General features: G+C 58.7%; 24 protein-coding genes and 2 pseudogenes. 12 read left to right on the top strand and 14 right to left on the bottom strand.

Going from position 1 to position 22012, the window contains the following annotated elements:
* The first annotated feature begins 40 nt into the window (after positions 1-40).
* The 3 genes from BK659_RS25285 (at position 41) to BK659_RS25295 (ending at position 1327) form a co-directional block, all read left to right on the top strand.
* Positions 41-379, top strand: a complete 339-nt coding sequence (locus BK659_RS25285) for a hypothetical protein (protein ID WP_123428148.1) — start codon at positions 41-43, stop codon at positions 377-379.
* A 326-nt stretch (positions 380-705) separates the two neighbouring features.
* Positions 706-888 carry a type II toxin-antitoxin system HicA family toxin gene (locus BK659_RS25290; protein WP_095082823.1) on the top strand — a complete coding sequence of 61 codons (183 nt, stop codon included), beginning with the start codon at positions 706-708 and terminating at the stop codon, positions 886-888.
* 31 nt (positions 889-919) lie between these two features.
* On the top strand, positions 920-1327 hold the full coding sequence (locus BK659_RS25295; protein ID WP_123428150.1) for a type II toxin-antitoxin system HicB family antitoxin: 408 nt from the start codon (positions 920-922) through the stop codon (positions 1325-1327).
* A gap of 12 nt (positions 1328-1339) precedes the next feature.
* Here the strand turns inward: BK659_RS25295 and tam are convergent, their stop codons facing one another.
* The gene (tam, locus tag BK659_RS25300; protein ID WP_123428151.1) at positions 1340-2110 is read right to left on the bottom strand and encodes a trans-aconitate 2-methyltransferase; all 771 of its coding nucleotides are present in this window, start codon (positions 2108-2110) and stop codon (positions 1340-1342) included.
* A gap of 402 nt (positions 2111-2512) precedes the next feature.
* Positions 2513-2842, bottom strand: a complete 330-nt coding sequence (locus BK659_RS25305; RefSeq protein ID WP_123428153.1) for a YXWGXW repeat-containing protein — start codon at positions 2840-2842, stop codon at positions 2513-2515.
* A gap of 307 nt (positions 2843-3149) precedes the next feature.
* Between BK659_RS25305 and BK659_RS25310 the strand changes: the two genes are divergently transcribed.
* The 5 genes and pseudogenes from BK659_RS25310 (at position 3150) to BK659_RS25330 (ending at position 8518) form a co-directional block, all read left to right on the top strand.
* A complete protein-coding gene (locus BK659_RS25310; RefSeq protein WP_123428156.1) occupies positions 3150-4682 on the top strand; it encodes a DUF1800 domain-containing protein in 1533 nt (510 codons plus the stop codon).
* A 21-nt stretch (positions 4683-4703) separates the two neighbouring features.
* Positions 4704-5900 carry a DUF1501 domain-containing protein gene (locus BK659_RS25315; protein ID WP_123428158.1) on the top strand — a complete coding sequence of 399 codons (1197 nt, stop codon included), beginning with the start codon at positions 4704-4706 and terminating at the stop codon, positions 5898-5900.
* A 187-nt stretch (positions 5901-6087) separates the two neighbouring features.
* A complete protein-coding gene (locus BK659_RS25320; protein WP_148050455.1) occupies positions 6088-7035 on the top strand; it encodes a hypothetical protein in 948 nt (315 codons plus the stop codon).
* A gap of 315 nt (positions 7036-7350) precedes the next feature.
* Positions 7351-7855: pseudogene (locus tag BK659_RS25325) on the top strand (inclusion body family protein).
* A gap of 123 nt (positions 7856-7978) precedes the next feature.
* A complete protein-coding gene (locus BK659_RS25330; protein WP_123428161.1) occupies positions 7979-8518 on the top strand; it encodes an AidA/PixA family protein in 540 nt (179 codons plus the stop codon).
* 234 nt (positions 8519-8752) lie between these two features.
* Here BK659_RS25330 and BK659_RS25335 read toward each other — a convergent pair whose 3' ends face one another.
* The 6 genes and pseudogenes from BK659_RS25335 to yiaY all read right to left on the bottom strand — a co-directional run bounded on the left by BK659_RS25335 (position 8753) and on the right by yiaY (position 13445).
* On the bottom strand, positions 8753-9277 hold the full coding sequence (locus tag BK659_RS25335) for a DUF4142 domain-containing protein (RefSeq protein WP_123428163.1): 525 nt from the start codon (positions 9275-9277) through the stop codon (positions 8753-8755).
* Between the two features lie 128 nt (positions 9278-9405).
* Positions 9406-10761, bottom strand: a complete 1356-nt coding sequence (locus BK659_RS25340; RefSeq protein ID WP_123428165.1) for a sensor domain-containing protein — start codon at positions 10759-10761, stop codon at positions 9406-9408.
* A gap of 106 nt (positions 10762-10867) precedes the next feature.
* Positions 10868-11041: pseudogene (locus BK659_RS25345) on the bottom strand (LysE family translocator); the annotation flags it as partial.
* Positions 11042-11044: 3 nt separating this feature from the next.
* Complete coding sequence (gene fos / locus BK659_RS25350) at positions 11045-11458, bottom strand: fosfomycin resistance glutathione transferase (protein ID WP_123428167.1); 414 nt, start codon at positions 11456-11458, stop codon at positions 11045-11047.
* A gap of 4 nt (positions 11459-11462) precedes the next feature.
* Positions 11463-12203, bottom strand: a complete 741-nt coding sequence (locus BK659_RS25355) for a PA3715 family protein (RefSeq protein WP_123428169.1) — start codon at positions 12201-12203, stop codon at positions 11463-11465.
* A gap of 93 nt (positions 12204-12296) precedes the next feature.
* Positions 12297-13445, bottom strand: coding sequence for an L-threonine dehydrogenase (gene yiaY, locus BK659_RS25360; RefSeq protein ID WP_123428171.1), 1149 nt, complete (start codon positions 13443-13445; stop codon positions 12297-12299).
* A gap of 155 nt (positions 13446-13600) precedes the next feature.
* Between yiaY and BK659_RS25365 the strand changes: the two genes are divergently transcribed.
* The gene (locus BK659_RS25365) at positions 13601-14620 is read left to right on the top strand and encodes a DUF4917 family protein (RefSeq protein ID WP_123428801.1); all 1020 of its coding nucleotides are present in this window, start codon (positions 13601-13603) and stop codon (positions 14618-14620) included.
* A 103-nt stretch (positions 14621-14723) separates the two neighbouring features.
* Here BK659_RS25365 and BK659_RS25370 read toward each other — a convergent pair whose 3' ends face one another.
* On the bottom strand, positions 14724-15266 hold the full coding sequence (locus tag BK659_RS25370) for a helix-turn-helix domain-containing protein (protein ID WP_123428173.1): 543 nt from the start codon (positions 15264-15266) through the stop codon (positions 14724-14726).
* A gap of 159 nt (positions 15267-15425) precedes the next feature.
* On the opposite strand from BK659_RS25370, the gene BK659_RS25375 reads away from it, so the two are divergent.
* Positions 15426-16208: an aldolase gene (locus BK659_RS25375; RefSeq protein WP_123428174.1), complete on the top strand. Its 783-nt coding sequence runs from the start codon at positions 15426-15428 to the stop codon at positions 16206-16208.
* A gap of 31 nt (positions 16209-16239) precedes the next feature.
* Positions 16240-17127 carry a dihydrodipicolinate synthase family protein gene (locus BK659_RS25380; protein WP_123428177.1) on the top strand — a complete coding sequence of 296 codons (888 nt, stop codon included), beginning with the start codon at positions 16240-16242 and terminating at the stop codon, positions 17125-17127.
* Between the two features lie 144 nt (positions 17128-17271).
* On the opposite strand, the gene BK659_RS25385 is transcribed toward BK659_RS25380, so the two are convergent.
* Genes BK659_RS25385 through BK659_RS25395 form a run of 3 tightly spaced genes read right to left on the bottom strand, consistent with a single transcriptional unit; the run spans position 17272 to position 18575 of the window.
* Positions 17272-17616 (bottom strand): YegP family protein, encoded by a 345-nt coding sequence (locus tag BK659_RS25385; RefSeq protein WP_123428178.1) that lies wholly within the window; start codon positions 17614-17616, stop codon positions 17272-17274.
* A 57-nt stretch (positions 17617-17673) separates the two neighbouring features.
* The gene (locus BK659_RS25390; protein ID WP_123428180.1) at positions 17674-17979 is read right to left on the bottom strand and encodes a ribbon-helix-helix domain-containing protein; all 306 of its coding nucleotides are present in this window, start codon (positions 17977-17979) and stop codon (positions 17674-17676) included.
* 14 nt (positions 17980-17993) lie between these two features.
* Positions 17994-18575, bottom strand: coding sequence for a DJ-1/PfpI family protein (locus BK659_RS25395; protein ID WP_123428182.1), 582 nt, complete (start codon positions 18573-18575; stop codon positions 17994-17996).
* A 288-nt stretch (positions 18576-18863) separates the two neighbouring features.
* Here BK659_RS25395 and BK659_RS25400 point away from each other — a divergent pair, with 288 nt between their 5' ends.
* The gene (locus tag BK659_RS25400; protein ID WP_123428184.1) at positions 18864-19769 is read left to right on the top strand and encodes a DMT family transporter; all 906 of its coding nucleotides are present in this window, start codon (positions 18864-18866) and stop codon (positions 19767-19769) included.
* Between the two features lie 59 nt (positions 19770-19828).
* Here the strand turns inward: BK659_RS25400 and BK659_RS25410 are convergent, their stop codons facing one another.
* Positions 19829-21043 (bottom strand): class I SAM-dependent methyltransferase, encoded by a 1215-nt coding sequence (locus BK659_RS25410; RefSeq protein WP_123428185.1) that lies wholly within the window; start codon positions 21041-21043, stop codon positions 19829-19831.
* A 104-nt stretch (positions 21044-21147) separates the two neighbouring features.
* Positions 21148-21765, bottom strand: a complete 618-nt coding sequence (locus BK659_RS25415; protein ID WP_123428803.1) for a TPM domain-containing protein — start codon at positions 21763-21765, stop codon at positions 21148-21150.
* Positions 21766-22012: the final 247 nt, after the last annotated feature.

The following is a 22012-nucleotide window of genomic DNA, read 5'->3' on the forward strand; positions in this document are numbered from 1 at the left end:
CGAGCTACAGAGTCCAGCAGTCCACTACGGAGGTTTCGTCATGAGCGCCTTGACGATCGAAGGCTGGTGCAAAATCAGCGGCAACCAAAAGTCCATACCGGTGGGGGAGATCCATTTTGACGTCGACGGCCCCCTCCATCTGCGCCTGGAGGAAGCTGAAGAACGCCTGCAGACGACCCATGAGCCCGAAGCCATGGTCGATGTGGACATGAGCTCAATGGATTTGGTCATTCCAGAGGGATACGGCCCTTTGTCCGACTGCCAAATGCGCGTCTATTTGCAACACTCGCGCGGTCAGTTCCATCTGGTCGGGCATCGAGCGAGCGATGGAAGCTTGATCTATACCAATGCGGTGTTGATTGATCAGCTGCTTGAGTAGCGACTACGTGATGCTCGGCATCGGTTTTTCTCTGTGGGGGGATGCAGAGACAAGAAAACCGGTCCTCAGTGACTAATGCCTGCCAGTTAAGGCATTAGTCCTCAGTGACCGGTATTTTTATGCCCACCATTCAGCAAAAACACGCGTTGCGCTGGCGTTGAAGGAATCAGAAACACTCCAGCGCTGCTCCCGAACGCCACGCCTTGCTGTGGTTCCTACACTGTTCCCTACCATTCATCCGCTCTGCCGCCGACAGTGGTGGTTATAGTGTTGATAACTAAATTTCAGTAGGTATAGTAACCACCTACACAGCACAGGGAAGTGATGTGAATAGCCGATATTTGATAACCCAAATCGTCGCAGACGGCTGGTATCTGGTACGGGTCAGGGGCAGTCACCACCACTTCAAGCATCCCACGAAGCCCGGCCTGGTCACCGTCCCACATCCGAAAAAGGATTTACTGACGAAGACTGCCGTCAGCATCTTGCAACAGGCCCTGCTGTATTGAATCGGCGCACAGCACCCAGAGGACAACGAACATGCTTTACCCAATTGCGATTTCAATGGGCAATAACGAACACGCCTGGGGCGTGGAAGTGCCGGACATTCCGGGTTGCTTCTCGGCTGGCGATGACCTGGACGATGCAATCGCCATGGCGCGCGAAGCCATCGAAGGCCACTTCGAGATACTCGCCGAAGACGGCTCGGCGATTCCGCCCGCCAACAAAGTCACCGTGCACGCGGCCAATCCGCAGTACGCCGGAGTCACCTGGGCATTGGTGGACATCGACGTCACCAAGTACCTGGGCAAGGCACAGAAACTCAACATCACCCTACCCGGCTATTTGCTGACACGGATTGACGAATACGTGCTGCACCACCCGGAAGAGAAAAGCCGCTCCGGCTTTCTGGCCTCGGCGGCGTTGAAAGTGTTGCAACAGGGCTGAGGTTAGCGGCGCTTAGCGAGTCGCGACAATGAATAAACGCGGGAACGGCAGCAGCACCGAACCATCGGCCAGTACCGGGAAGAACGGTTCAAGTGCTTCCAGATAGTGCGCGAGGTACTGCGCTTTTTCCGCCTCGTCGAGCGGTTCAAGAAACGGCCGCAAGCCGCTGCCCTTGAACCACTCGACCACGGCCGCAGGACCACCTGCCAGCGGGTGGTGGTAGGTAGTGCGCCACACATCGACCCGCGAGCAGCAGGCGCGCAGTATCTGGTAGTAACCGTTGGCATCGTCCAGGGTCGTCCGTTGCCCGGCGACGTCCGCCAGCTTGTTGGCCCAAGGACCACTGCTGGCGACTTCACGCATCATCCGATGCGACGGTTGATCGAGGTTGTCGGGCATTTGAATTGCCAGGCTGCCACCCGGCGCGAGTTTGGCCACCAGCGACGGCAACAGCGTGGCGTGGTCGGGTAGCCACTGGAACACCGCGTTGGCAAAGATCACATCGAACGGGCCAGGCTCGCTCCAGGTGGCAATATCGGCGGTGTCGAAACGTACGTCCGGCAAGCGCTTGCGGGCAGCGTCGATCATGTCGACCGAGCTGTCGAGCCCACGCACCGTGGCGTTGGCAAAGCGCTGCACCAGCAATTCGGTGGAGTTACCGGGACCGCAACCGACATCGATCACCGAACGCGCATCGGTGTTGGGGATCGCAGCCAGCAAGTCGCGCGCCGGGCGCGTGCGCTCATCTTCGAAAGCCACATACTGTTTGGCAGACCAGCTCATCGCGTACTCCTGTGACGGGTCAGGATGTGAGCGACGCGCTAGACTCTGCGTTTCGCTCGTGGGGCGCCAGTAAGCGACAGCCCTGCCAAGTTCGTCAAGACTCGGGTGGATGATGTGGTGAAGGTGCTTACGCCGATGTCGGGTAAGCGCGATCGATAGACAAGCCCGCAGGTTCATATCAAAAGACCGACACAAAAAAAGAGCGACCTGTGCAGGCAATGCCAGTCAGTTAAGCGCAATCCATGTGGGAGCGAGCTTGCTCGCGATGACGGCATTACATTCAACATCAATGTTGACTGACCCACCGCTATCGCGAGCAAGCTCGCTCCCACAGGTTTGTGCCTTGATTGACAGGTATTAACCTATGCAGGTCGCTCTTTTTGATTCGGCGAAACGCTGGATCTAGTGGACCCAGCCGCCGCCTTGCCAATGCCAGCCATCGTTGCGCTGTTCCCAATGCGGGTGCACGTAACGATAGCCCCGGCGTTCCGGTTCCCAGTGCCCGCGAACGGCGACATAACGTCCGCCTTCCCAGCGCCAGTAACCGCGCGACCAGACATAACCCTGCCGACCTTCTGGCTCCACCTCAATGACCCGCACCGGTGGTGGTTGCGGTGCGATCACTTCGACGTACTCGCGTGGCGGCGGACGCCGGTCGTGAACCACCCGCTCCTGTACGCAACCGGACGCCGCGATGACCACTGCTACCAATGCCGCGTAACGTAACAACATGATGTTGCCTCCTGAGGCTCATCGGCCAATAGAGTAACCCCGTAAAACCATGCCCCCTTTACCGCCACGCTCCTGCTTGGCGTATGAATATTTGTACCAGCAGATATCTGTCTAATACCTGAACCCACCCACCGGAAGTATGTAAAGAAAAGTTGACCGACCAGCGGCATAGAGCCTTCGCACGATCGCGGAACGCGCCGGTTGCCCGCCGTTTTAAATGCACGTTCTTCAGCATCGCGTCAGCTACACGAGTGGAAACTACACTGGCTGCTGTCGACGTCTCTCTTGATACTCGGGAACCTCCTACATGCACGTGCCATCTGCCGTTTTGCGCCCGTTGTGCCTGTCGGCCTGCTTGTTGTTTCCCACACTGGCCTCGGCCGGTACACCCGCCGCGCTCAACCCGAGCGACATTGCCTGGCTACGCCGCGATGGCTTCGATCTGGATGCCGCCAACCTGGCGCGCTTGCGCAACATGGGCCGCGAGGGGCTGCTTCAAGCCCAATTGGCCGACCGTATCAACGACCCGCTGCCACCCGCGATCAACGCACTGTTGCACAGCTATCCGGTATTGAGCACGCCGCCCGAACCCTTGTTGCTCGCGTTCAAGAGCCAGCAGGAACAGCTCAAGGCCATGCCCGAAGGCGACACCAAAAACGCCGCGAAAAAAGACCTGCAACAACAAGCCAACGAACTCGCAGAGCAAGCGCGTGAAGCCGTGCTGTTGCGTGCGGTGTATGGGCCCAATCAGCTCAAGGAGCAGTTGGTGGGTTTCTGGCTCAACCACTTCAGCGTATTTCAGGGCAAAGCTCGGGTACGGGTGCTGACGGCGGACTACGCCGAACGCACGATCCGCCCACATGCCTTGGGCAAGTTCAAGGATCTGGTGATGGCCACCCTCAAGAGTCCGGCGATGCTTGAGTACCTCGACAACGCGCAAAACGCTCGGGGCAAACTCAACGAAAACTACGCCCGCGAACTGATGGAGCTGCACACCCTGGGCGTCGGCTCCGGCTATACCCAGCAAGACGTCCAGCAACTGGCGTTGATTCTGACCGGCGCCGGGCTGATCCCGCTCGATGGCCGTACACAGAAGTTTGCGCCTCGGTTACAGGCCTTGGTGGTGCGCGAAGGGGTATTCGAATTCAATCCGCGTCGTCACGATTTCAGCGACAAGGTGCTACTCGGCCAACCGATCAGAGGCAGCGGCTTTGACGAGATTCGTCAGGCCGTAGAGCTGATCACCCGGCAGAAAGCCTGTGCCCATTTTGTCTCGCAACAGCTGGCCGAATACTTCGTGGCCGATCAGCCGCCGCCGGCGCTGGTGGACCGGATGGCCAAGACCTTTCAGGACAGCGACGGCGATATCGCCCAAGTGATGCGCACGTTGTTCGAGTCCAGGGAATTACTGCAAAGTGCCGGCACCAAGTTCAAGGACCCGATGCAGTTTGTGGTGTCGGCGGTGCGGCTGGCCTATGACGGTAAACCGCTGGCCAACGCCAGGCCGATGATCAATTGGCTCAATCAGTTGGGGCAACCGGTGTTCGGTCGCGTGACACCGGATGGCTGGCCGCTGGAATCGAGCGGTTGGTCGAGCTCGGGGCAGATGTCCAAACGCTTCGAAATCGCCCGGGCAATCGGGCGTGGGGATAACCGTTTGTTTACCCCGGAAGGTAGCAACCTGCCCGGCCCCGGATTTCCGCTGATTACCACACCGTTGTTCTACGAGGTCATCTCTCCACACCTTTCAGCAGCGACCCTTGGTGCGCTGAACAAGGCCGTGTCGCCTCAGGAATGGAACACCTTTTTGCTCGCCTCACCTGACTTCAATAACCGCTAAGCTGCGTGATGAGGTGCCGCCATGAATCGTCGAGAACTGCTGATTGCCGCTGCGGCAGCCGCGACGCTGCCGTCCTTGTCGTTTTGTGCAAAGCTGTTCGCCGCCCCCGTTTCGGCGCCACGCTTTCTGATCGTTTTTCTTCGCGGCGGCTACGACTGCAACAACCTGCTGGTGCCCTGTTCCAGCGATTTTTACTACGAGTCGCGTCCGACTCTCGCCATTGCCCGGCCTGACTCGCATAACCCCAACAGCGCCATTGCACTGGATAGCCACTGGGGCCTGAACCCGGTTTTACGTGATTCGATCTACCCGTTGTGGCAACGCAAACAGATCGCCTTCGTGCCGTTCGCCGGGACCGATGATCTGTCCCGCAGCCACTTCGAAACGCAGGACAACATCGAGTCTGGCGAACCGACCCAACAGCGCAACCGTTACGACTCGGGCTTTCTCGCACGCTTGTCGCGTCAGGTGCCGAACAGTGCGCCCATTGCCTTCACCGATGCCTTGCCCCTGAGTTTTCAGGGCGGCAACGCCATCCCCAACATCTCGTTGCGCGGTGCCTCGAAACCGGCCTTCGATGCTCGGCAATCGGCGATTCTCTCGTCGATGTACAAAAACACACCCTACGCCGCCTCCGCAGCCGATGGCCTTGAACTGCGCCAGCAGGTATCAAGGGATCCGCAGGACGAGATGATCAAGGCCAATCGTGGTGCGCCGAATGCGCAGAACTTTGCTGCCCAGACCCGGCGCATGGCAACACTGATGCGCGACCAGTACCGACTGGGTTTCGTCGATGTCGGCGGCTGGGATACCCACGTCAACCAGGGCAGCACCAGCGGCCAATTGGCCAATAACCTGGCGAACCTCGGTGAAGGTCTGGCCGCCTATGCCCAGGCTCTGGGTGATGAATGGAACAACACCACCGTGGTAGTGGTCTCGGAGTTCGGCCGCACCTTTCGTGAAAACGGCGCCAGGGGCACCGACCACGGGCATGGCACGGTCTATTGGGTACTCGGTGGCAATGTTCGCGGCGGGCGCATTGTTGGCGAACAGGTGGCGGTCAATCCGCAAAGCCTGCTGCAAAACCGCGATTACCCGGTGCTCAACAATTACCGGAACCTGCTCGGTGGTTTGCTTGGCAGGACATGGGGCTTGTCCGCTTCGCAGTTGCAGAACGTATTTCCAGGGGCGCGTCCGGATGCATTGCAGTTGCTGTGATCCACGTAAGAAACATGCTTCACCACACGTAGGAAATTTCATCTAACAATTCCCCCGGCAACCCTCACACAGACCTCGGTTATAAACGTGGGCGATCGCTTCAAGCTGTAACGGAGCACCGTCTACTACAACAAGAGAGTGACTACTTGTGCCGAGAACCTCTGGATCGAATGCGGGCAAGGGCCCCATGCCCATCGTGCCGTCTCCGGCAACGCCAAACACGCCGCCTGCGGGTCAAAAGCCCAGGAGCACCAGCGTCTTTCCCCGAGTCGAAAGTCCCCAGGCCTCTTCATCAAACGCATCCGCACCACCCCCTCGAGCAGCGCCCGCCATCGCACCCAAACCCACAGCGTTTTTAGTCCCCAAGCTATGTGTCGTGTGCAAATCCAATCACCAAGGCCCCTGCCTGACTCAACCACCCAGCGCTGCCTCGACTTCTTCGCAAAAACCGGCTTCAGCGCTGGACATGTATGAACAGCACCAGACGAACTACCAGCCACAGAACCGGACTCAGCCGTTCGAGATCATGCAATCGGTCACGGACGACAGTCTGAAATTCAGCGACAAGAAAGCGACCGACGCTGAGCTCGCCAAAGTCGCGGACAAAAAATTCACCCTCCGGCACTACACCACGTCAAAGGACGGTCCCCCGCCGTTCAACACCATTTCATCAAACTTTGAATTGGTGCACCGCAAGATCAAAACCCTGCAAAGAACCCAGGGCAGCAACACCAATCAGGATGATTGGGTGCGCTTGGGCAACACGGCGTTTACCTTCTTTCTGCTGGCGATCGACGGCGAGGTAGCGAACCGAAAATTCCTCGGGGGCGCGACGCATTACGCGGAAATTGACCCGGACAACCTGGAGCAGATGACGGCGGCGGGACTGGAGAATGCGGAGTTTTTCGCCTCGCCCGATTTGCTGCACACCAAGGATCTGTCCAGTGCCAAAGCCATCAAAGGCCCTTTGAAAGACCTCAAGGCGCTGATGGTTGCAAGCTCCGGACTCAAGGCTATCAGCTTGGGTCGGACACCTGCGCAAGGCCTGCTCAAAGCCATCGACGGTCAATTCGCCGACACCCTGGAAGTGAAGCTGCCGGGATCGGTAATCGTTACTCAATGGCACACGATTTAGAGGGAAATCAACACATGGGAAACGTTTTGGATTGCTGTTTCCTTATCGCCAAATCATCGGAAGTTAGAAGAAAAACGACCGCTCGTCGAGTGAAGATCCCTCTGTTTTGACAGCTTCAGATCGGCATCTATAGTGCAGACGCGGCCTGTTGGAAGGAACCCGGGCCGGTCACTTTTATAGGCAAGGAGCCAGGCCAGCTCGTACCCTGTGATCGGTGGATTCCCCGTAATAGCGCGCTTACAACAGCCGCAAGGCAATCAAGCGTTGTTGCGTCTGGTAGATGCCAGACGCTCACTATGATCAAGGAGCTTTACTATGTCTCGAGTCACGGATGTGCTTGTTTCGATCGACACCGAAACCATTTTTGAAAAACTACCCGAACATCAGCAAAAACCCTAACGCGCCAACAATGATTGATGTCAATCACGTGTACATGGTCACCAACCGGGACAACGTGATCAATGGCCAGGCCGGTGGCGAACTGAATTTGAAAGCCTGCGTCGGTGACCTGATTCGCTGGCGCGAAACCAGCCTGTCGCAGAGCTTCGAAAAGGCAGTGATTTTCTACAAGTTCATTGGCAACGTGGGTAATGAACTGATCTCGATGCCGACTCCGCGCAAAGCCACCGCGTGTGTTGCCGTGCCAAACACCAGCAACCCGTCGGTGCCTAGCTGCCAGAAAGTCGATAACCATTACTGGTCTTCGGAAACCCTTTCTACCGGCAGCGTGACCTATCACTTCCACTTCCTGATCGTGGACCGGGACTGCCAGATTGTTGGTTGCTGCTCGTGGGATCCGTTCATCACCATCCATAACTGATCTGGACGGCCCCTTGGCGACAAGGGGCTTTCTCCTCTGTCTCGCGCCCCGACTGAAACTGGATGTCTTGCGTAAGCCGCAGCGGTGCGCCGCGATCCACCCACATCATGAAAGGAAGCCGTGATGTCCACAGATACCAGCGCAAGCCCGTCACCCACCACTGAGCAGGCAACCAATGTGTTGCTTATTGTCGACGCCGAAACCCTGCTCACTCGCTACCCAAAACCGAGCCTCGACCCCCAGAATCCGACCGTGATCGAAGACGGCTTCATTTTTACCTTTGGCATAACCCAAGGGACAACGCCAGAGGCCAAGGGCACCTGCATTGAGCTGGCCGCGAACTCCGCAAAAACCTTCCACTTACGTGGCCGAACCGTCGGCCTGCAGGCCGAACACAGCGTGGTGTTTTATGCCCTGTCTGTGAGCAACGCCGGTGTGTTATCAAAACCGCATCTGGTGGTGCACAACGGCCAGACCTTGCCCGCCCCCAACCCGGAAGCCCCCACCGAACCGATCGCAGTGAAAGCCGATGACCACTACTGGCACTGCCAGCAACTGAGCGCAGGTGTCGAGCAGTGCGAGCTGAGTTTCATGCTGGTGAACAGCAGTTGTGAGGCGCTGGGGTATTTCAGCTGGACGGTTGGGGTGAAGCTGTCGAGCTGAACAAAAAACCCGGCTGAGGCTAATGCCTGTCAGTCAAGTGTTGGCAGCCTCAAAAGATTGCAGCCTGCGGCAGCTCCTACGCCGAGCCGTCAAATCCGTAGAAGCTGCCGCAGGCTGCGATCTTGTAAATCTGACACCGCATCATTTCTGAGGTATCGAGAATACGGTTTACGAGGGTTTCACCCTCGAACGCAGGCTTCGCCAGCTGCTACGGATCGTGCGCGCACACCTGCGTCAGCCATCCACCCGACCCGATTGACGGCTGGCCTGAAGGGCTTTGGCCATTTGCAGGTGGTTTTCGAGTTTGGGCAGGGTCTCTGCGGCGAAGGCCTTGATCTCCGGGACGTTGGTGGTTTGGGCTTCCTGCTTCAGCTGCTCGATGGCTTCCTGGGTGGTCTGTACCTGGCTGGCGGCAAAGGCCGCATCGAACGAGTCGCCGTCCTTGACCTCAGGAATCAGCGCCTTGGCCTTGCTGGCCACCTCATCTCTAGGGGCAACGGGCAGATCGAGTTTTTTGGCGATTTTCGCCAGGTGCTGGTTGGCCGTGGTGCGGTCGTTGATCACCACAATCGTGTAATCCTTGACCTCTTTGGATTCGGTTTTCTGGTGAGCCTGGCGGCTGGCTTCAATGTCGGCCATGCCTTTGGCCGAGGCGTCGTTGATGAATTCGGCTGGCGACTGGGCAAAAGCGCTGCTGGCGCCCAGGCCCAGCAACACGGCAAAACTGATGGTCGGTAACCGGCTGGCCATACGTTTCATGGTCACGCCCTCCTGAACAGGCAAATGAGTGCAGCGGGCATCCCCGCCTGACGTCTGAAGTTAAAACACCACAAAGGTTTAGAAAAGTTGAGCCTGCCGCGACGAACGGCGCCCGCGCCAAAGTCGAATCAGACGCGGTCCAGGCGCCCGCTCAAGCGCTTGGCAGCGTACATGGCCTCATCTGCGTGCTTGAACAATTGCTTTTCCTCACTGCCATGCTCGGGGTAAAGCGCGATGCCAATGCTCGGCATGATGTTCAGGCTATGGCTGTCCAGACGCATCGGCTGGCCTAGTACCTGGCGGATTTTGATCGCCACCCGCGCCGCATCTTCGGCCGCCTGAACACTGTCGAGCAGGACGACAAACTCATCGCCACCAATGCGCGCTACCGTGTCGGACTCACGCACGCAGCCTTGCAGTCGATTAGCCACGGCTTGCAGTAACATGTCGCCGACGCCATGGCCGTAGGTGTCGTTGACCTGTTTGAAATGGTCCAGGTCAACGTACAGCAACGCCATGCGTCCGCACTCTATTCTGGCTTTACCAAGGGCGGCGGTCATGCGTTCACGCAACAGTTCGCGGTTAGGCAAGCGGGTCAATTGATCGTGCTGTGCCATGTATTGCAACCGGGTGTGCAATTGCTTGCGCTCAATGGCCGCCGCGACCTGGGCACAGACGTATTGCAGCAGCTCCTTGTCGCGCTCGGTATAGCGTTCGCCACCGGGTACGCTTTTGACAATCAGCGCACCGATGGTGCCTTTCTGTGAGTTCAGCGGCACACCCAGCCAACAGGGTGAATCCTGGCCATTCATGACCTCGCAAAGTCCGGGCATCGCGGCAGGTTGGTCGGGCGTCACCAGCACCGACTGCCCCGTGCGAATGACTTCGGCGCAGAGCTGGCCAGTAACGGTAAACACCGGATCGTGCTCGTGCTCGTGATCGTGATCGTCGACGTGGTACGGGAAATTCAATTGCTTGCAGTGCTCGTCGTAGAGCGCTACCGAGAAGTTCAACGCCGGCAACCATTCGCCGATCAGTTGATGAATGCGTTTGAACAGCGCCAGCAGATCCTCAGCGGCATGGGCAGCTTCGGAGATCGCGTACAGTGCCGCCTGTCGGGACTCAGCCTGTTTGCGCTCGGTGATGTCACGGGCTACGGCGATGCGCAATTGGTCGACTTCGGACCAACGCGCTGACCAGAGAAGATGCACTACCTGACCATCCTTGCGCAGGTAGCGGTTTTCAAAGTTCGGGTTGGGCTGGCCGCGCATGATTTCCCGGGCGGCGTCCAGGGTCCGCTGGCGATCGGCCGGGTGGACCATCTCGATCATCGGCTGGCCGATCAGCTCGTCCTGGGTGTAACCGAACACTTGCTCGCAGGCGGCGCTGACAAATACGAAACGCCCCTGGCTATCGACCGCACACACGACGTCGAGCAAAAGATCGATGTAACTTGCCAGCGGCGCGGAATTTCTGGTGGTCATCAAAGATAGACACTGTCCAAAGGTACAGCCGTGAGTATCAATCCCTGGACCCGGCCATCGCTAAACAGGATGTCCTGATGCAGCTGTCGCAGCCTTGCGTGCAGCCTCAAACCTTGTTCGCCAACAACCCCGGCACCGCATGCAGCAAGGCGTTGACGGCGAAACCGATGAACATTACCCCGCAAATCCGGGTAATTGCCAGCTCATGACGCTGATACAGCGTGCGTACCCGACGAGCGCCCACATTGTCGATCAGAATAGCGTATGCGGCGATACCGCCCTGTTACGGTGTGAAAAACCTCATCCCGGCATAGGGTTTCTGGCGACACGCTTCAAGCCGCGACGCCAGATCCCCGACATGGGCTTCGAGCTTGTGCCCATCCGGATCCAGAAAATAGAACGACGCGCCTTCGCTGCGATTGTCTCGCCACTCTAGAACTGCGGCTGCTCGCAGTCGTTCAACGAACACCGGGAAGTCGCTGGCGCCGACGCTGAACGCGTAATGCGTGTAATCGACCGCCGCCTCAGGCTCGCGCAGCGGATCGAGAGACAGACACAGCCACAACCCCGGCAACGACAGATAGGCGCCACTGTCCCACGTGGCGTCGAGATGCAGTTGCAACAGGCCCTGATAGAACGCCACGCTGCGGTCGAGGTCGGTGACTGCCAGGGTCAGGTGGTTGAGGCCTGAGAGCATCGGTTCAGAGCCCTTTTAACTCTTTCGGCACAACATACTGCTGACCGTCATACCGTAGCGTCGTCAGTACCGTTTTCCCTACCGTATCTTTGGATTCGCAATCGCCATTCTTCACCGAGTTTTGTGAGCCGGTGGTCACCGATTTGACGATCAGGTCGGCGAAACCATGACTGCTGGTTTTGGCCATGTCCAGGGTGCGTTTGGTATGCGAGAACTCGCCGGCGCAGTTGGTATCCCACTCACCGTTACTCGACTCGATCACCAGTTGCTCCAGCACCGGGCGCAACGAGTTGCCTTCGCGCACATACAGCGACAGCCAGGCCTCGTCGAATGGGTTAGCCCGCGACGAGCCGGTGAAGCCTGCGCGCACGCCGAACGCTCGCAGGTCGGAGGTGAGTTTGTAGCGCGCAGTGTCGATGCTCAGCCCATCGAACCGGACGGCATCGGAACTGAACACCGAGGCTTTGGAATAGCGGGCCAGCGGCTTGCCGTCGACATTGGAAACCACGGCCAGTTTCAAGTCGTACATGCCCATGCCATCAGGCTCATCGCTCTGGGTCGGATCCGGCTCAATTTGCGACAGCGCGGTGATGGTCTGACCATCGTAAGCCGGCCAGTCCTTGCATACCGAGTATCCCGGCACGCCCTCGGGCAATGGCGGTGTTTCGCACTCGGCATACGCCTGGGTCGCGCCCAGCGCACCACTCATTGCCACACACCCCAGCCAGCTGTATTTCAAGGTCATTCCCTGTTCCTTGTGAACGTCATCAATCGATAAAAATCAGCCATGCACTATCGCCTGCCCGGTCTGTCGATTCAACCCGTTCAACACCGCCATTCAAAACGCGCTACGAAAGATCTCCTCGATCTGCCGCTGATCCGCTGCCCGTGGGTTGGTCAGGCCGCAGACGTCTTTCAAGGCGTTGGCGGCAAGGATCGGGATGTCTTGCAGCTTGGCGCCGAGGTCGCGCAAACCACCGGGGATCTGCACATCCTTGGCCAACGCGCGGATCGCCATGATGGCCGCTTGGGCGCCCTCTTCCGGGCTGACGCCGCGCGTGTCGGCACCCAGAGCGTGCGCCACTACCGTCAGACGTTCGGCGCAGACGGCGGCATTGAAACTCTGCACGTGCGGCAGCAGTACCGCGTTGCACACGCCGTGGGGCAAATCGTAGAAGCCACCCAACTGGTGAGCCATGGCGTGCACAAAACCCAACGATGCGTTGTTGAATGCCATGCCGGCGAGGAACTGCGCGTAGGCCATGTTTTCCCGGGCGATCATGTCACTGCCGTCGCGTACAGCCAGGCGCAGGTTGCGACTGATCAGCTCGATCGCTTTCAACGCGCAGGCGTCGGTGATCGGGTTGGCCGCTGTGGAAACGTAGGCTTCGATGGCGTGGGTCAAGGCGTCCATGCCGGTGGCGGCGGTCAGGCCTTTGGGCATGGCGACCATCAGCGCTGGGTCGTTGACCGACAGCAGCGGCGTAACGTTGCGGTCGACGATGGCCATTTTCACGTGACGCGATTCGTCGGTGATGATGCAGAAACGGGTCATCTCGCTGGCGGTGCCGGCTGTGGTGTTGATCGCGATCAGCGGCAACTGCGGCTTGGCCGACTGATCGACACCTTCGTAGTCGCTGATATGCCCGCCGTTGGTGGCACACAGCGCGATGCCCTTGGCGCAGTCGTGCGGCGAGCCGCCGCCCAGGGAGACCACGAAATCACACTGGCTGCGCTGGAGCAGTTCCAGGCCGCTCTCGACGTTGGCGATACTCGGGTTCGGTTTGGCACCGTCGAAAATCACCGAGTCGATGTCCTGCATCGCGAGCTTTTCAGCGATCAGGGCTGCCACGCCAGCCTTGGCCAATCCTGCGTCCGTCACGATCAAGGCCTTGCGAAAGCCATAGTTGCGAATGGCGTTCACGGCTTCGTCGAGGCAACCGGTGCCCATGATGTTCACGGCGGGAATGAAAAACGTGCTGGTCATGACCGATCCTCTTCGATAGGGCCGAACCGGAAACCCCGATTCAGCGGATACCCAAAGGATCGACCCATCAGTTACCGCGCATGTTGATCTGGCTCAACACCCGGTCGTGATAAAGTCTGCGCCCTGCACTCCACCTGCTTGAGATGACCAACGCGATGACCGATTTCCAGGAATTTGATGCCCGACTAGAAGACTGGAATGCGTTGCGCGCAACCACCTCGTTCAGCGGCCTGCTGGTGGGCAACGGCGCCAGTCGCGCGGTGTGGGATGACTTCGGTTACGACTCGCTGTTCGACAATGCCCGCACGGTCGAAGAAAAGCCGTTGAGCCAGTCCGAACTGAGCGTGTTCGACGCGATGCAAACCCGCAGTTTCGAACAAGTGCTGGGGGCGCTGAAAACCACCAGCCGAGTGAACAAGGCCCTGGCCGTGAGTTCCGCCGCACCGCGCAATCGCTACTACGCGATCAAGGAAGCGCTGATCAACACCGTGCACGCCGTGCACATCCCGTGGCGCCTGGTGCAGGCCACAAGCCTGGCAGCGATCCATCAGGAATTGAGCACGTATCCGACGGTGTTCACTACCAACTACGACCTGCTCAACTACTGGGCGATTCAGCACAACCCCGACACCATCAGCGACCTGTTCCATGGCTCTGAGCCGAGCTTTGAGCTGAGTGTCAGCGCCACTGATAAAACCCGCCTGCTCTACCTGCACGGTGGCCTGCATCTGGTGCGCAATCAGGATGGCACCGCACGTAAACTGACCTCGACCGAAGGCACGTTGCTGGGCAGCTTTGCAATCAACAACACGATCAAGACGCTGGACGATGTACCGCTGTTCGTCAGCGAAGGCACCTCTGAAGACAAGCTCAAAACCATCCGCAGTTCAGATTACCTGTCGTTCTGCTACGACCAGTTGCTCAAGCAAAGCGACGCGCTATGCATCTTCGGCCACAGCCTTGGCAAGCAGGACAATCACATCATTCATGCCCTGCGTCAGGCGCAACCGAAGACCGTGGCGGTCTCGATTTACCCGCGCAGCGCCGCGTTCATCCAGAGCCAGAAGCGGCATTATGCGAAGGTGTTTGAGGGGACTGCGGTGGAGCTGAGGTTTTTTGATTCCAAGAGCCATGCGTTGGGTAGCCCGAAGTTATCCGTTCCAGTCGAGGTTTAGTGGCGCCGGGATCGACGCCATCGCGAGCAAGCTCGCTCCCACATTTGATCTGCGACGTCCCCCCTGTGGGAGCGAGCTTGCTCGCGATGCTTTTGCAGTCGAATCACTCCTCGCCGCTATGCACCACCACCAACAACTGCGCTTGCACCTCGCCCACCGAGCGCAGGCGATGGGGTTTTTGCGCGTTGAAGTGCAGCGCATCGCCACGGTTCAGAATCACTCGTTCGCTCATGAAGTCGACTTCTACCTGGCCTTCATGGACGAACAGAAACTCCTCCCCCATGTGCTCCTTGAAAGTCTTGTCGCTGAACTCTTTGGGCGGATAGATGATGAACGGCAGCAGACTGCGCTCGCTGACCTGATGGGCCAGCACCGCGTAACCCGGAGCCTGATCATTGGCCGCCAGCGACTGGCGCTCTTCGGCGCGCACCAGGCTGTAGCTGTCAAGGCTGATGGTTTCCTCGGAGAACAATTCCTCGACCTTGACGTTCAGCGCCTTGGCCAGTTTCAGCGCCGCAGCGATGGACGGGGTGTTCAGCCCGCGCTCGACTTTCGACAGATAACTCTTGGTCATGCCGGATTTTTCGGCCAGGGCCTCCAGCGTAACACCGAGTTTTTTTCGCAGTAATTTCAAACGGATAGACATGTGGAGCGATTAATCCATCAAGGAGGCAACGATTAGTCCTTGCCAATGACACAAAGTGTCATATAGCCTCTTAAGTGTCACTTGTGTTCACCCAACGACTTTGCGAGCAGTGGGAGAAACACATCCGACGTCCATTGATTACTGCAAAGGACACCCGATATGGCCAAGACATTAGCACTACCCAAGGACCAACTCATCAAGCAGGCGCTTTCGCAGATGCAAAACACGCTGGCGGATAATACGTGGACCGACCGGCAAAAGCTGGCGCTGACCTGCCGCATTCTGTTCGAGAACGGCCACGACGCTGGTCTGGCCGGGCAAATCACCGCCCGTGGCCCGCAACCCGGTACCTATTACACCCAACAACTGGGCCTGGGTTTCGACGAAATCACCGCGAGCAACCTGCTGCTGGTCAACGAAGACCTGGAAGTTCTGGAAGGTCACGGCATGCCCAACCCGGCCAACCGTTTCCATAGCTGGGTGTACCGCGCCCGGCCGGATGTGAACTGCATCATTCATACGCACCCAACGCACATTGCGGCGTTGTCGATGCTGGAAGTGCCGCTCGAAATCTCGCACATGGACCTCTGTCCGCTCTATGAAGACTGCGCCTTTCTCGAAGCCTGGCCAGGTGTGCCGGTGGGTAACGAAGAAGGTGAAATCATCGCCGGCGCCCTGGGTGACAAACGGGCGATTCTACTTTCCCACCACGGTCAGTTGTCGACTGGGAGAACCATCGAGGAAGCCTGTGTCATCGCGCAATTGATCGAGCGTGCGGCCAAGTTGCAACTGCTGGCGATGTCGGCCGGTGAACTCAAACCGATTCTGCCGGCGCTCGGTCGCGAAGCCCATGACTGGATTTCCAGACCCAAACGCCACGGCGCCGCCTTCAACTACTACGCTCGGCAGAACCTGCGTCAACACGCCGATTGCCTGAACTGAACCCACCCCTTTGCTTAAACGGAGAGACCTCATGTCTACCCCTTCTATTCACGGCATCATCGGCTACACCATCACCCCGTTCACCGCGAATGGCGAAGGCATCGATCTGGATGCCCTGGGTCGCTCCATCGATCGTTTGATCGACGGTGGCGTACACGCCATCGCCCCGCTGGGCAGTACCGGCGAAGGTGCGTACCTGAGCGATGCCGAGTGGGATCAGGTCAGCGAGTTCAGCATCAAGCATGTGGCCAGGCGCGTGCCGACCATCGTCAGCGTCTCCGACCTGACCACCGCCAAAGCCGCGCGCCGCGCGCGTTTCGCCGAGGCGCATGGCGCCGACGTGGTGATGGTGTTGCCGGCGTCCTACTGGAAACTCAGCGAAGCCGAGATCCTCGCCCACTATCGCGCCATCGGCGAAAGCATCGGCGTGCCGATCATGCTCTATAACAACCCGGCCACCAGCGGCACCGATATGTCGGTAGAACTGATCCTGCGGATTTTCAATGCCGTGGAAAACGTGACCATGGTCAAGGAGAGCACAGGCGATATCCAGCGCATGCACAAACTGCAATGGCTCGGCGAAGGTCAGGTGCCGTTCTACAACGGCAGCAATACGCTGGCGCTGGAGGCTTTCGCGGCGGGCGCCAAAGGTTGGTGCACGGCGGCACCGAACCTGATCCCGCAGCTCAATGGCGCGCTGCATCAGGCGGTGTTGGCCAATGACCTGAGCAAGGCGCGGGAGTTGTTCTATCGCCAGTTGCCGCTGCTGGACTTCATCCTCAAGGGCGGTTTGCCGGCGACCATCAAGGCCGGTCTGCGCATGACCGGACTGGAAGCTGGCGATCCGCGTCTGCCGATATTCCCACTGGGTGAAACCGGTCGCAGCCAGTTGCAGGATTTGTTGAGCACATTGCGCTGACCTCCAGGCGCATACATAACCATTGTGGGAGCGAGCTTGCTCGCGATAGCGATCTGACATTCAACATCTCCGTCGAATGTTATGCCGCCATCGCGAGCAAGCTCGCTCCCACAGGATATCTGTACAGGTCTTGAAGAGGTGTGATCAAAGCACCGGCAAGGTTTTGTCCTTGATCACCGTGGTCGGCCCATTGGCCTTGACGCTGGCGATGCCTTTTTCCCGCGCGGCGTCGGAAGGAAAAGCCTCGCTGCTACCGATGATTTGATGGTCGGCGGCCTTGAGGTTGAAGTAAGGATGGCCATCCTTGGTGGACTTTTTCTCGTAGCGTTCATCCAGTGGGCTATTGCTCTGAACCGAGGCGATGCCGCTATCGGCGGCGCTGCGCGTGGTGTACAGCTCGCTGGTGAGAATGGTCTCGGCGTTGGCCGCCTTCAGCACAAAGCGAAACTGGCCATTGATGCTTTTGCTCAACTCGTACCATCCAGACATGCTCGTTCTCCTTGGCGATTAAGAGGTTACGCGCTTCAGAGTAAAGACCAGGCAGCTCTACTTCACCACCGCGCGCACCACCGACAACTCCGGCGCCGTCACCCGGCGCTGGCACAGGTAACGCGTGCAGCTGACCCGCAGAAACGAGGCGAAATTCACCACTTCGCCCCGGTAGTCCATCACCTCTTCATAGAGCTTGGCGATCAACTGGTTGGTGGTCATGCCATCGACTTCGGCGATTTCGCTGAGGATGTCCCAAAACTGGTTTTCCAGCCGCAGCGTGGTCACCACTCCGCAGATGCGCAGCGAGCGCGAGCGTGACTCGTACAGGATCGGGTCGGCTTTGACGTACAGCTCGCACATGCGCAGACCTCTGCTTACAAGGTGATTTTGGTACCCAGCAGACCGAGGAAACCGGCCAGCCAGCTCGGGTGCGCCGGCCAGGCAGGGGCAGTCGCCAGATTGCCTTGTACGTGGCCTTCAGTCACCGGAATATCGATAAACGTACCACCGGCCAAACGCACTTCTGGCGCACAGGCGGGATAAGCGCTGCATTCGCGACCTTCAAGAATCCCCGCCGCCGCCAGCAATTGCGCACCATGGCAAACCGCCGCAATCGGTTTGCCGGCCTTGTCGAACGCTTGTACCAGTTGCAGGACTTTTTCGTTCAAGCGCAGGTATTCCGGCGCCCGACCACCGGGCACCAGCAATGCGTCGTAGTCCGCCGCATCGACCTTGGCGAAGTCGAAGTTCAGCGCGAACAGGTGACCGGGTTTCTCGCTGTAGGTCTGATCGCCTTCAAAGTCATGGATCGCGGTGCGCACGGTCTGCCCGGCGGTTTTGTCCGGGCACACCGCGTGCACCGTGTGACCGACCATCAGCAGCGCCTGAAACGGCACCATCACTTCATAGTCTTCGACATAATCGCCGACCAGCATCAGAATTTTTTTCGCGGCCATGGGGATGACTCCTCTGGTAAAAACGTGGGCAGGAAGGAGTATTCAAGGTAGTCCGAATCCGCTGGGATGGGTAATAACCAGCTACTACGTAGGAGCTGCCGCAGGCTGCGATCTTTTGATCTGTGGCGTTGCTGGGATCGCTAAGGGATCGCAGCCTTCGGCAGCTCCTACGTTGGGGGGATTACCCCCAACTGTACGGATAACTTTGCTCTCAGCTGTAAGCGCGTAAGTCCGGGGTTTATGGCTAGATGAAAGCTCTCCTGCCACTTTAAAACTCTGGTTACCGTTATGTCCTCGCGCGAAAACACCGGCATGGCTCTGGGCCTGCTCGGCGTCGTCATCTTCAGCCTGACCCTGCCCTTCACCCGGATCGTGGTGCAGGAAGTCCATCCGCTGCTCAATGGTCTGGGTCGAGCATTGTTCGCGGCGATTCCGGCGGCGATGTTGTTGCTCTGGCGACGGGAGAAATGGCCAACCTGGAAACAGGTCAAAGGCCTGACGTTGGTGATCGCCGGGGTGATTCTCGGTTTCCCGGTGCTCTCGGCCTGGGCCATGCAAACCCTGCCAGCGTCCCATGGCGCGCTGGTCAACGGTTTGCAGCCGTTGTGCGTGGCGTTGTATGCCGCGTGGTTGTCCCATGAGCGACCGTCGAAAGCCTTCTGGGCCTGTGCCGCATTGGGCAGCGCGCTGGTTTTGGGGTATGCGTTGATCAGCGGTGCCGGCAGCATTCAGGCCGGTGATTTGCTGATGCTCGGGGCGATAGCCATCGGTGGTCTGGGTTACGCCGAAGGTGGCCGGTTGGCCAAGGAGATGGGCGGCTGGCAAGTGATCTGCTGGGCGCTGGTGCTGTCGACACCGCTGTTGATCGGCCCGGTGACATATTTGGCGCTACAGCACCAAGGCGAGATTTCGGCGAAAACCTGGTGGGCATTCGGCTACGTGTCGCTGTTCTCGCAGTTCATCGGTTTCTTCGCCTGGTACGCCGGGCTGGCGATGGGTGGCATCGCCCGGGTCAGTCAGATCCAGCTGCTGCAGATCTTCTTCACCATCGCCTTCTCGGCGCTGTTCTTTGGTGAACACATCGAACCGATTACCTGGCTGTTTGCGGTCGGGGTGATTGTCACCGTGATGCTCGGGCGCAAGACCGCCATCAAACCTAATGTGGGAGCGAGCTTGCTCGCGAAGGGGCCATAGCATTCAACATTTATGCTGAATGTAGCGCCGCCATCGCGAGCAAGCTCGCTCCCACAGGGTTAGAGGTAGCCATCAGCCCGCAGCAGGGTTTCCAGGCAATGCTCGGTGATGTGGTAGAACGCCTTGAGCTCCTGGATTTTCACCAACAGCTGGGCCGGGTCCACCGGTTCAGCGCGTTTGACCGCCAGGATCATCTTGTTCTTGTTGGTGTGGTCCAGGGAGATGAACTCGAAGACCTTGGTTTCATAACCGCACGCTTCGAGGAACAACGCCCGCAGGCTGTCAGTGACCATTTCTGCCTGCTGACCGAGGTGCAAACCATATTGCAGCATCGGCTTGAGCAGCGCCGGGCTCTGGATCTGCAGGCGAATCTGCTTATGGCAGCACGGCGAACACATGATGATCGCCGCACCGGAGCGGATGCCGGTGTGGATCGCGTAGTCGGTGGCGATGTCACAGGCGTGCAAGGCGATCATCACGTCCAGCTCGCTTGGCGCCACGCTGCGCACGTCACCACATTTGAACACCAGCCCCGGATGCTCCAGGCGCGCGGCAGCGGTGTTGCACAGGGTGACCATGTCTTCACGCAGCTCGACACCGGTGACCACGCCTTCGGCGTGCAAGGTATTGCGCAGGTAATCGTGAATGGCGAAGGTCAGGTAACCCTTGCCTGAACCGAAGTCCGCCACGCGTACCGGTTTATCCAGCGCCAGCGGTGAAGACGTCAGCGCATGACTGAAGACTTCGATGAACTTGTTGATCTGCTTCCACTTGCGCGACATCGCCGGGATCAGTTCATGCTGCTTGTTGGTCACGCCCAGATCCGCGAGGAACGGTCGGGTCAGGTCCAGGAAGCGGTTCTTCTCACGGTTGTGCTCGGCGGACGGTACTTCACGCAGTTGCTGAGGTTTGCTCTTGAACAGCGAACTCTTGCCCTTCTTGCTGTATTCGAGCTGGGCTTCATCGGTCAACGCCAGCAGATGAGCGTTTTTGAACGTCTGCGGCAACAACGCAGCAATCGTCGCCACGCCCTCTTCGATCGGGAAATTCTTGGTGATGTCACGCGTCTTGTAGCGGTAGACGAAGGACAGGCACGGCTGCTCCTTGACCGTCAGTTGCTTGATGATAATGCGCTGCAAGTCGACTTCAGCGCCGACGTACTTGGCCAGCACCAGTTTGATGAAGGCGTTCTGCGCCAGGCTGGTGCTCAGCAGGTCGATGAATTGCGCATGATGATCCGGCGTGAGGCTGGCGGGAGTTGCGGTAACAGACATGTAAAAAACGCCTCGGGCGGTGCGGATCGGGGAATGGCGGGTATTTTAGGGGGGATGGCGCGTCGGGACACGCAGTTATTTACCGAACGGTTTGAAATCCCCCTTCACCCCAACACCACCAACCGATTCGGCAACTCATTGCGCACATGGGTCACCGGCACATGCACCTTGAGCAGTTCGCCACAGGCTTCGATGCAGGTCACGAAGCCTTGCAATGTCTGCCCCTGTTTCACCTGTCGGGTGAAGGCTGCGACGATCGGCTCCCAGGTTTTGTTGTCCAGCCGTCTGGAAATCCCTTCGTCCACCAGAATCTCCACATAGCGTTCCGCCTCGCAGACGAAAATCAGCATGCCGGTGCTGCCGACGGTGTGGTGCAGGTTCTGCTCCAGAAACTGCCGACGCGCCAGGTTCGAGGCGCGCCAGTGGCGCACGGAACGCGGGATCAGGTGCGTGGTGATCGATGGAATCCGGAACACCAGGCACAACACGATGAAACTCGCCCATTGCACCAGCAGCAAGGTGTGCATGTTCAGCCAGCCGGAAACGTAGTGCACGATACCCGGCACGATCAGCGCCAGCAGGCTGGCCCAGAGCAAAGGGATATACGCGTAGTCGTCAGCCCGCGCCGCGAGCACGGTGACCAGTTCAGCGTCGGTGTCGCGCTCGACACGGGCAATCGCTTCAGCGACCTGACGCTGTTCGTACTCACTCAGTAATGCCATGGTGTTGAATGCTCGTTCATTATTGTTATCGCCTGCTGCCCCAGAAACCATGCCCCCCAGTCCTTGGTCTTCGCAGGTGTATGCCCCTTGAGCGTTTGGGGCATAATCTGCCCCCGCCACTGGATTGCATCGAGCCAATCGGCTAAAAGATGCCCAGCGCGAAAAGAGTTCAGAAGTTTGCTGCATTTATCCGAACAACAACAGACGCTCCCTAATTTTTGGCTGACCGGCGCGTAACCACTGCGTC

It is taken from the genome of Pseudomonas brassicacearum, from assembly GCF_003732225.1.
Lineage (GTDB): Bacteria > Pseudomonadota > Gammaproteobacteria > Pseudomonadales > Pseudomonadaceae > Aquipseudomonas > Aquipseudomonas brassicacearum_E.

Bases quoted from the DNA above. Each gene is read 5' to 3' on its own strand.
- BK659_RS25285 (WP_123428148.1), top strand. From the start codon at position 41: ATGAGCGCCTTGACGATCGAAGGCTGGTGCAAAATCAGCGGCAACCAA.
- BK659_RS25295 (WP_123428150.1), top strand. From the start codon at position 920: ATGCTTTACCCAATTGCGATTTCAATGGGCAATAACGAACACGCCTGG.
- tam (WP_123428151.1), bottom strand. From the start codon at position 2,110: ATGAGCTGGTCTGCCAAACAGTATGTGGCTTTCGAAGATGAGCGCACG.
- BK659_RS25305 (WP_123428153.1), bottom strand. From the start codon at position 2,842: ATGTTGTTACGTTACGCGGCATTGGTAGCAGTGGTCATCGCGGCGTCC.
- BK659_RS25310 (WP_123428156.1), top strand. From the start codon at position 3,150: ATGCACGTGCCATCTGCCGTTTTGCGCCCGTTGTGCCTGTCGGCCTGC.
- BK659_RS25315 (WP_123428158.1), top strand. From the start codon at position 4,704: ATGAATCGTCGAGAACTGCTGATTGCCGCTGCGGCAGCCGCGACGCTG.
- BK659_RS25320 (WP_148050455.1), top strand. From the start codon at position 6,088: ATGCCCATCGTGCCGTCTCCGGCAACGCCAAACACGCCGCCTGCGGGT.
- BK659_RS25330 (WP_123428161.1), top strand. From the start codon at position 7,979: ATGTCCACAGATACCAGCGCAAGCCCGTCACCCACCACTGAGCAGGCA.
- BK659_RS25335 (WP_123428163.1), bottom strand. From the start codon at position 9,277: ATGAAACGTATGGCCAGCCGGTTACCGACCATCAGTTTTGCCGTGTTG.
- BK659_RS25340 (WP_123428165.1), bottom strand. From the start codon at position 10,761: ATGACCACCAGAAATTCCGCGCCGCTGGCAAGTTACATCGATCTTTTG.
- fos (WP_123428167.1), bottom strand. From the start codon at position 11,458: ATGCTCTCAGGCCTCAACCACCTGACCCTGGCAGTCACCGACCTCGAC.
- BK659_RS25355 (WP_123428169.1), bottom strand. From the start codon at position 12,203: ATGACCTTGAAATACAGCTGGCTGGGGTGTGTGGCAATGAGTGGTGCG.
- yiaY (WP_123428171.1), bottom strand. From the start codon at position 13,445: ATGACCAGCACGTTTTTCATTCCCGCCGTGAACATCATGGGCACCGGT.
- BK659_RS25365 (WP_123428801.1), top strand. From the start codon at position 13,601: ATGACCGATTTCCAGGAATTTGATGCCCGACTAGAAGACTGGAATGCG.
- BK659_RS25370 (WP_123428173.1), bottom strand. From the start codon at position 15,266: ATGTCTATCCGTTTGAAATTACTGCGAAAAAAACTCGGTGTTACGCTG.
- BK659_RS25375 (WP_123428174.1), top strand. From the start codon at position 15,426: ATGGCCAAGACATTAGCACTACCCAAGGACCAACTCATCAAGCAGGCG.
- BK659_RS25380 (WP_123428177.1), top strand. From the start codon at position 16,240: ATGTCTACCCCTTCTATTCACGGCATCATCGGCTACACCATCACCCCG.
- BK659_RS25385 (WP_123428178.1), bottom strand. From the start codon at position 17,616: ATGTCTGGATGGTACGAGTTGAGCAAAAGCATCAATGGCCAGTTTCGC.
- BK659_RS25390 (WP_123428180.1), bottom strand. From the start codon at position 17,979: ATGTGCGAGCTGTACGTCAAAGCCGACCCGATCCTGTACGAGTCACGC.
- BK659_RS25395 (WP_123428182.1), bottom strand. From the start codon at position 18,575: ATGGCCGCGAAAAAAATTCTGATGCTGGTCGGCGATTATGTCGAAGAC.
- BK659_RS25400 (WP_123428184.1), top strand. From the start codon at position 18,864: ATGTCCTCGCGCGAAAACACCGGCATGGCTCTGGGCCTGCTCGGCGTC.
- BK659_RS25410 (WP_123428185.1), bottom strand. From the start codon at position 21,043: ATGTCTGTTACCGCAACTCCCGCCAGCCTCACGCCGGATCATCATGCG.
- BK659_RS25415 (WP_123428803.1), bottom strand. From the start codon at position 21,765: ATGGCATTACTGAGTGAGTACGAACAGCGTCAGGTCGCTGAAGCGATT.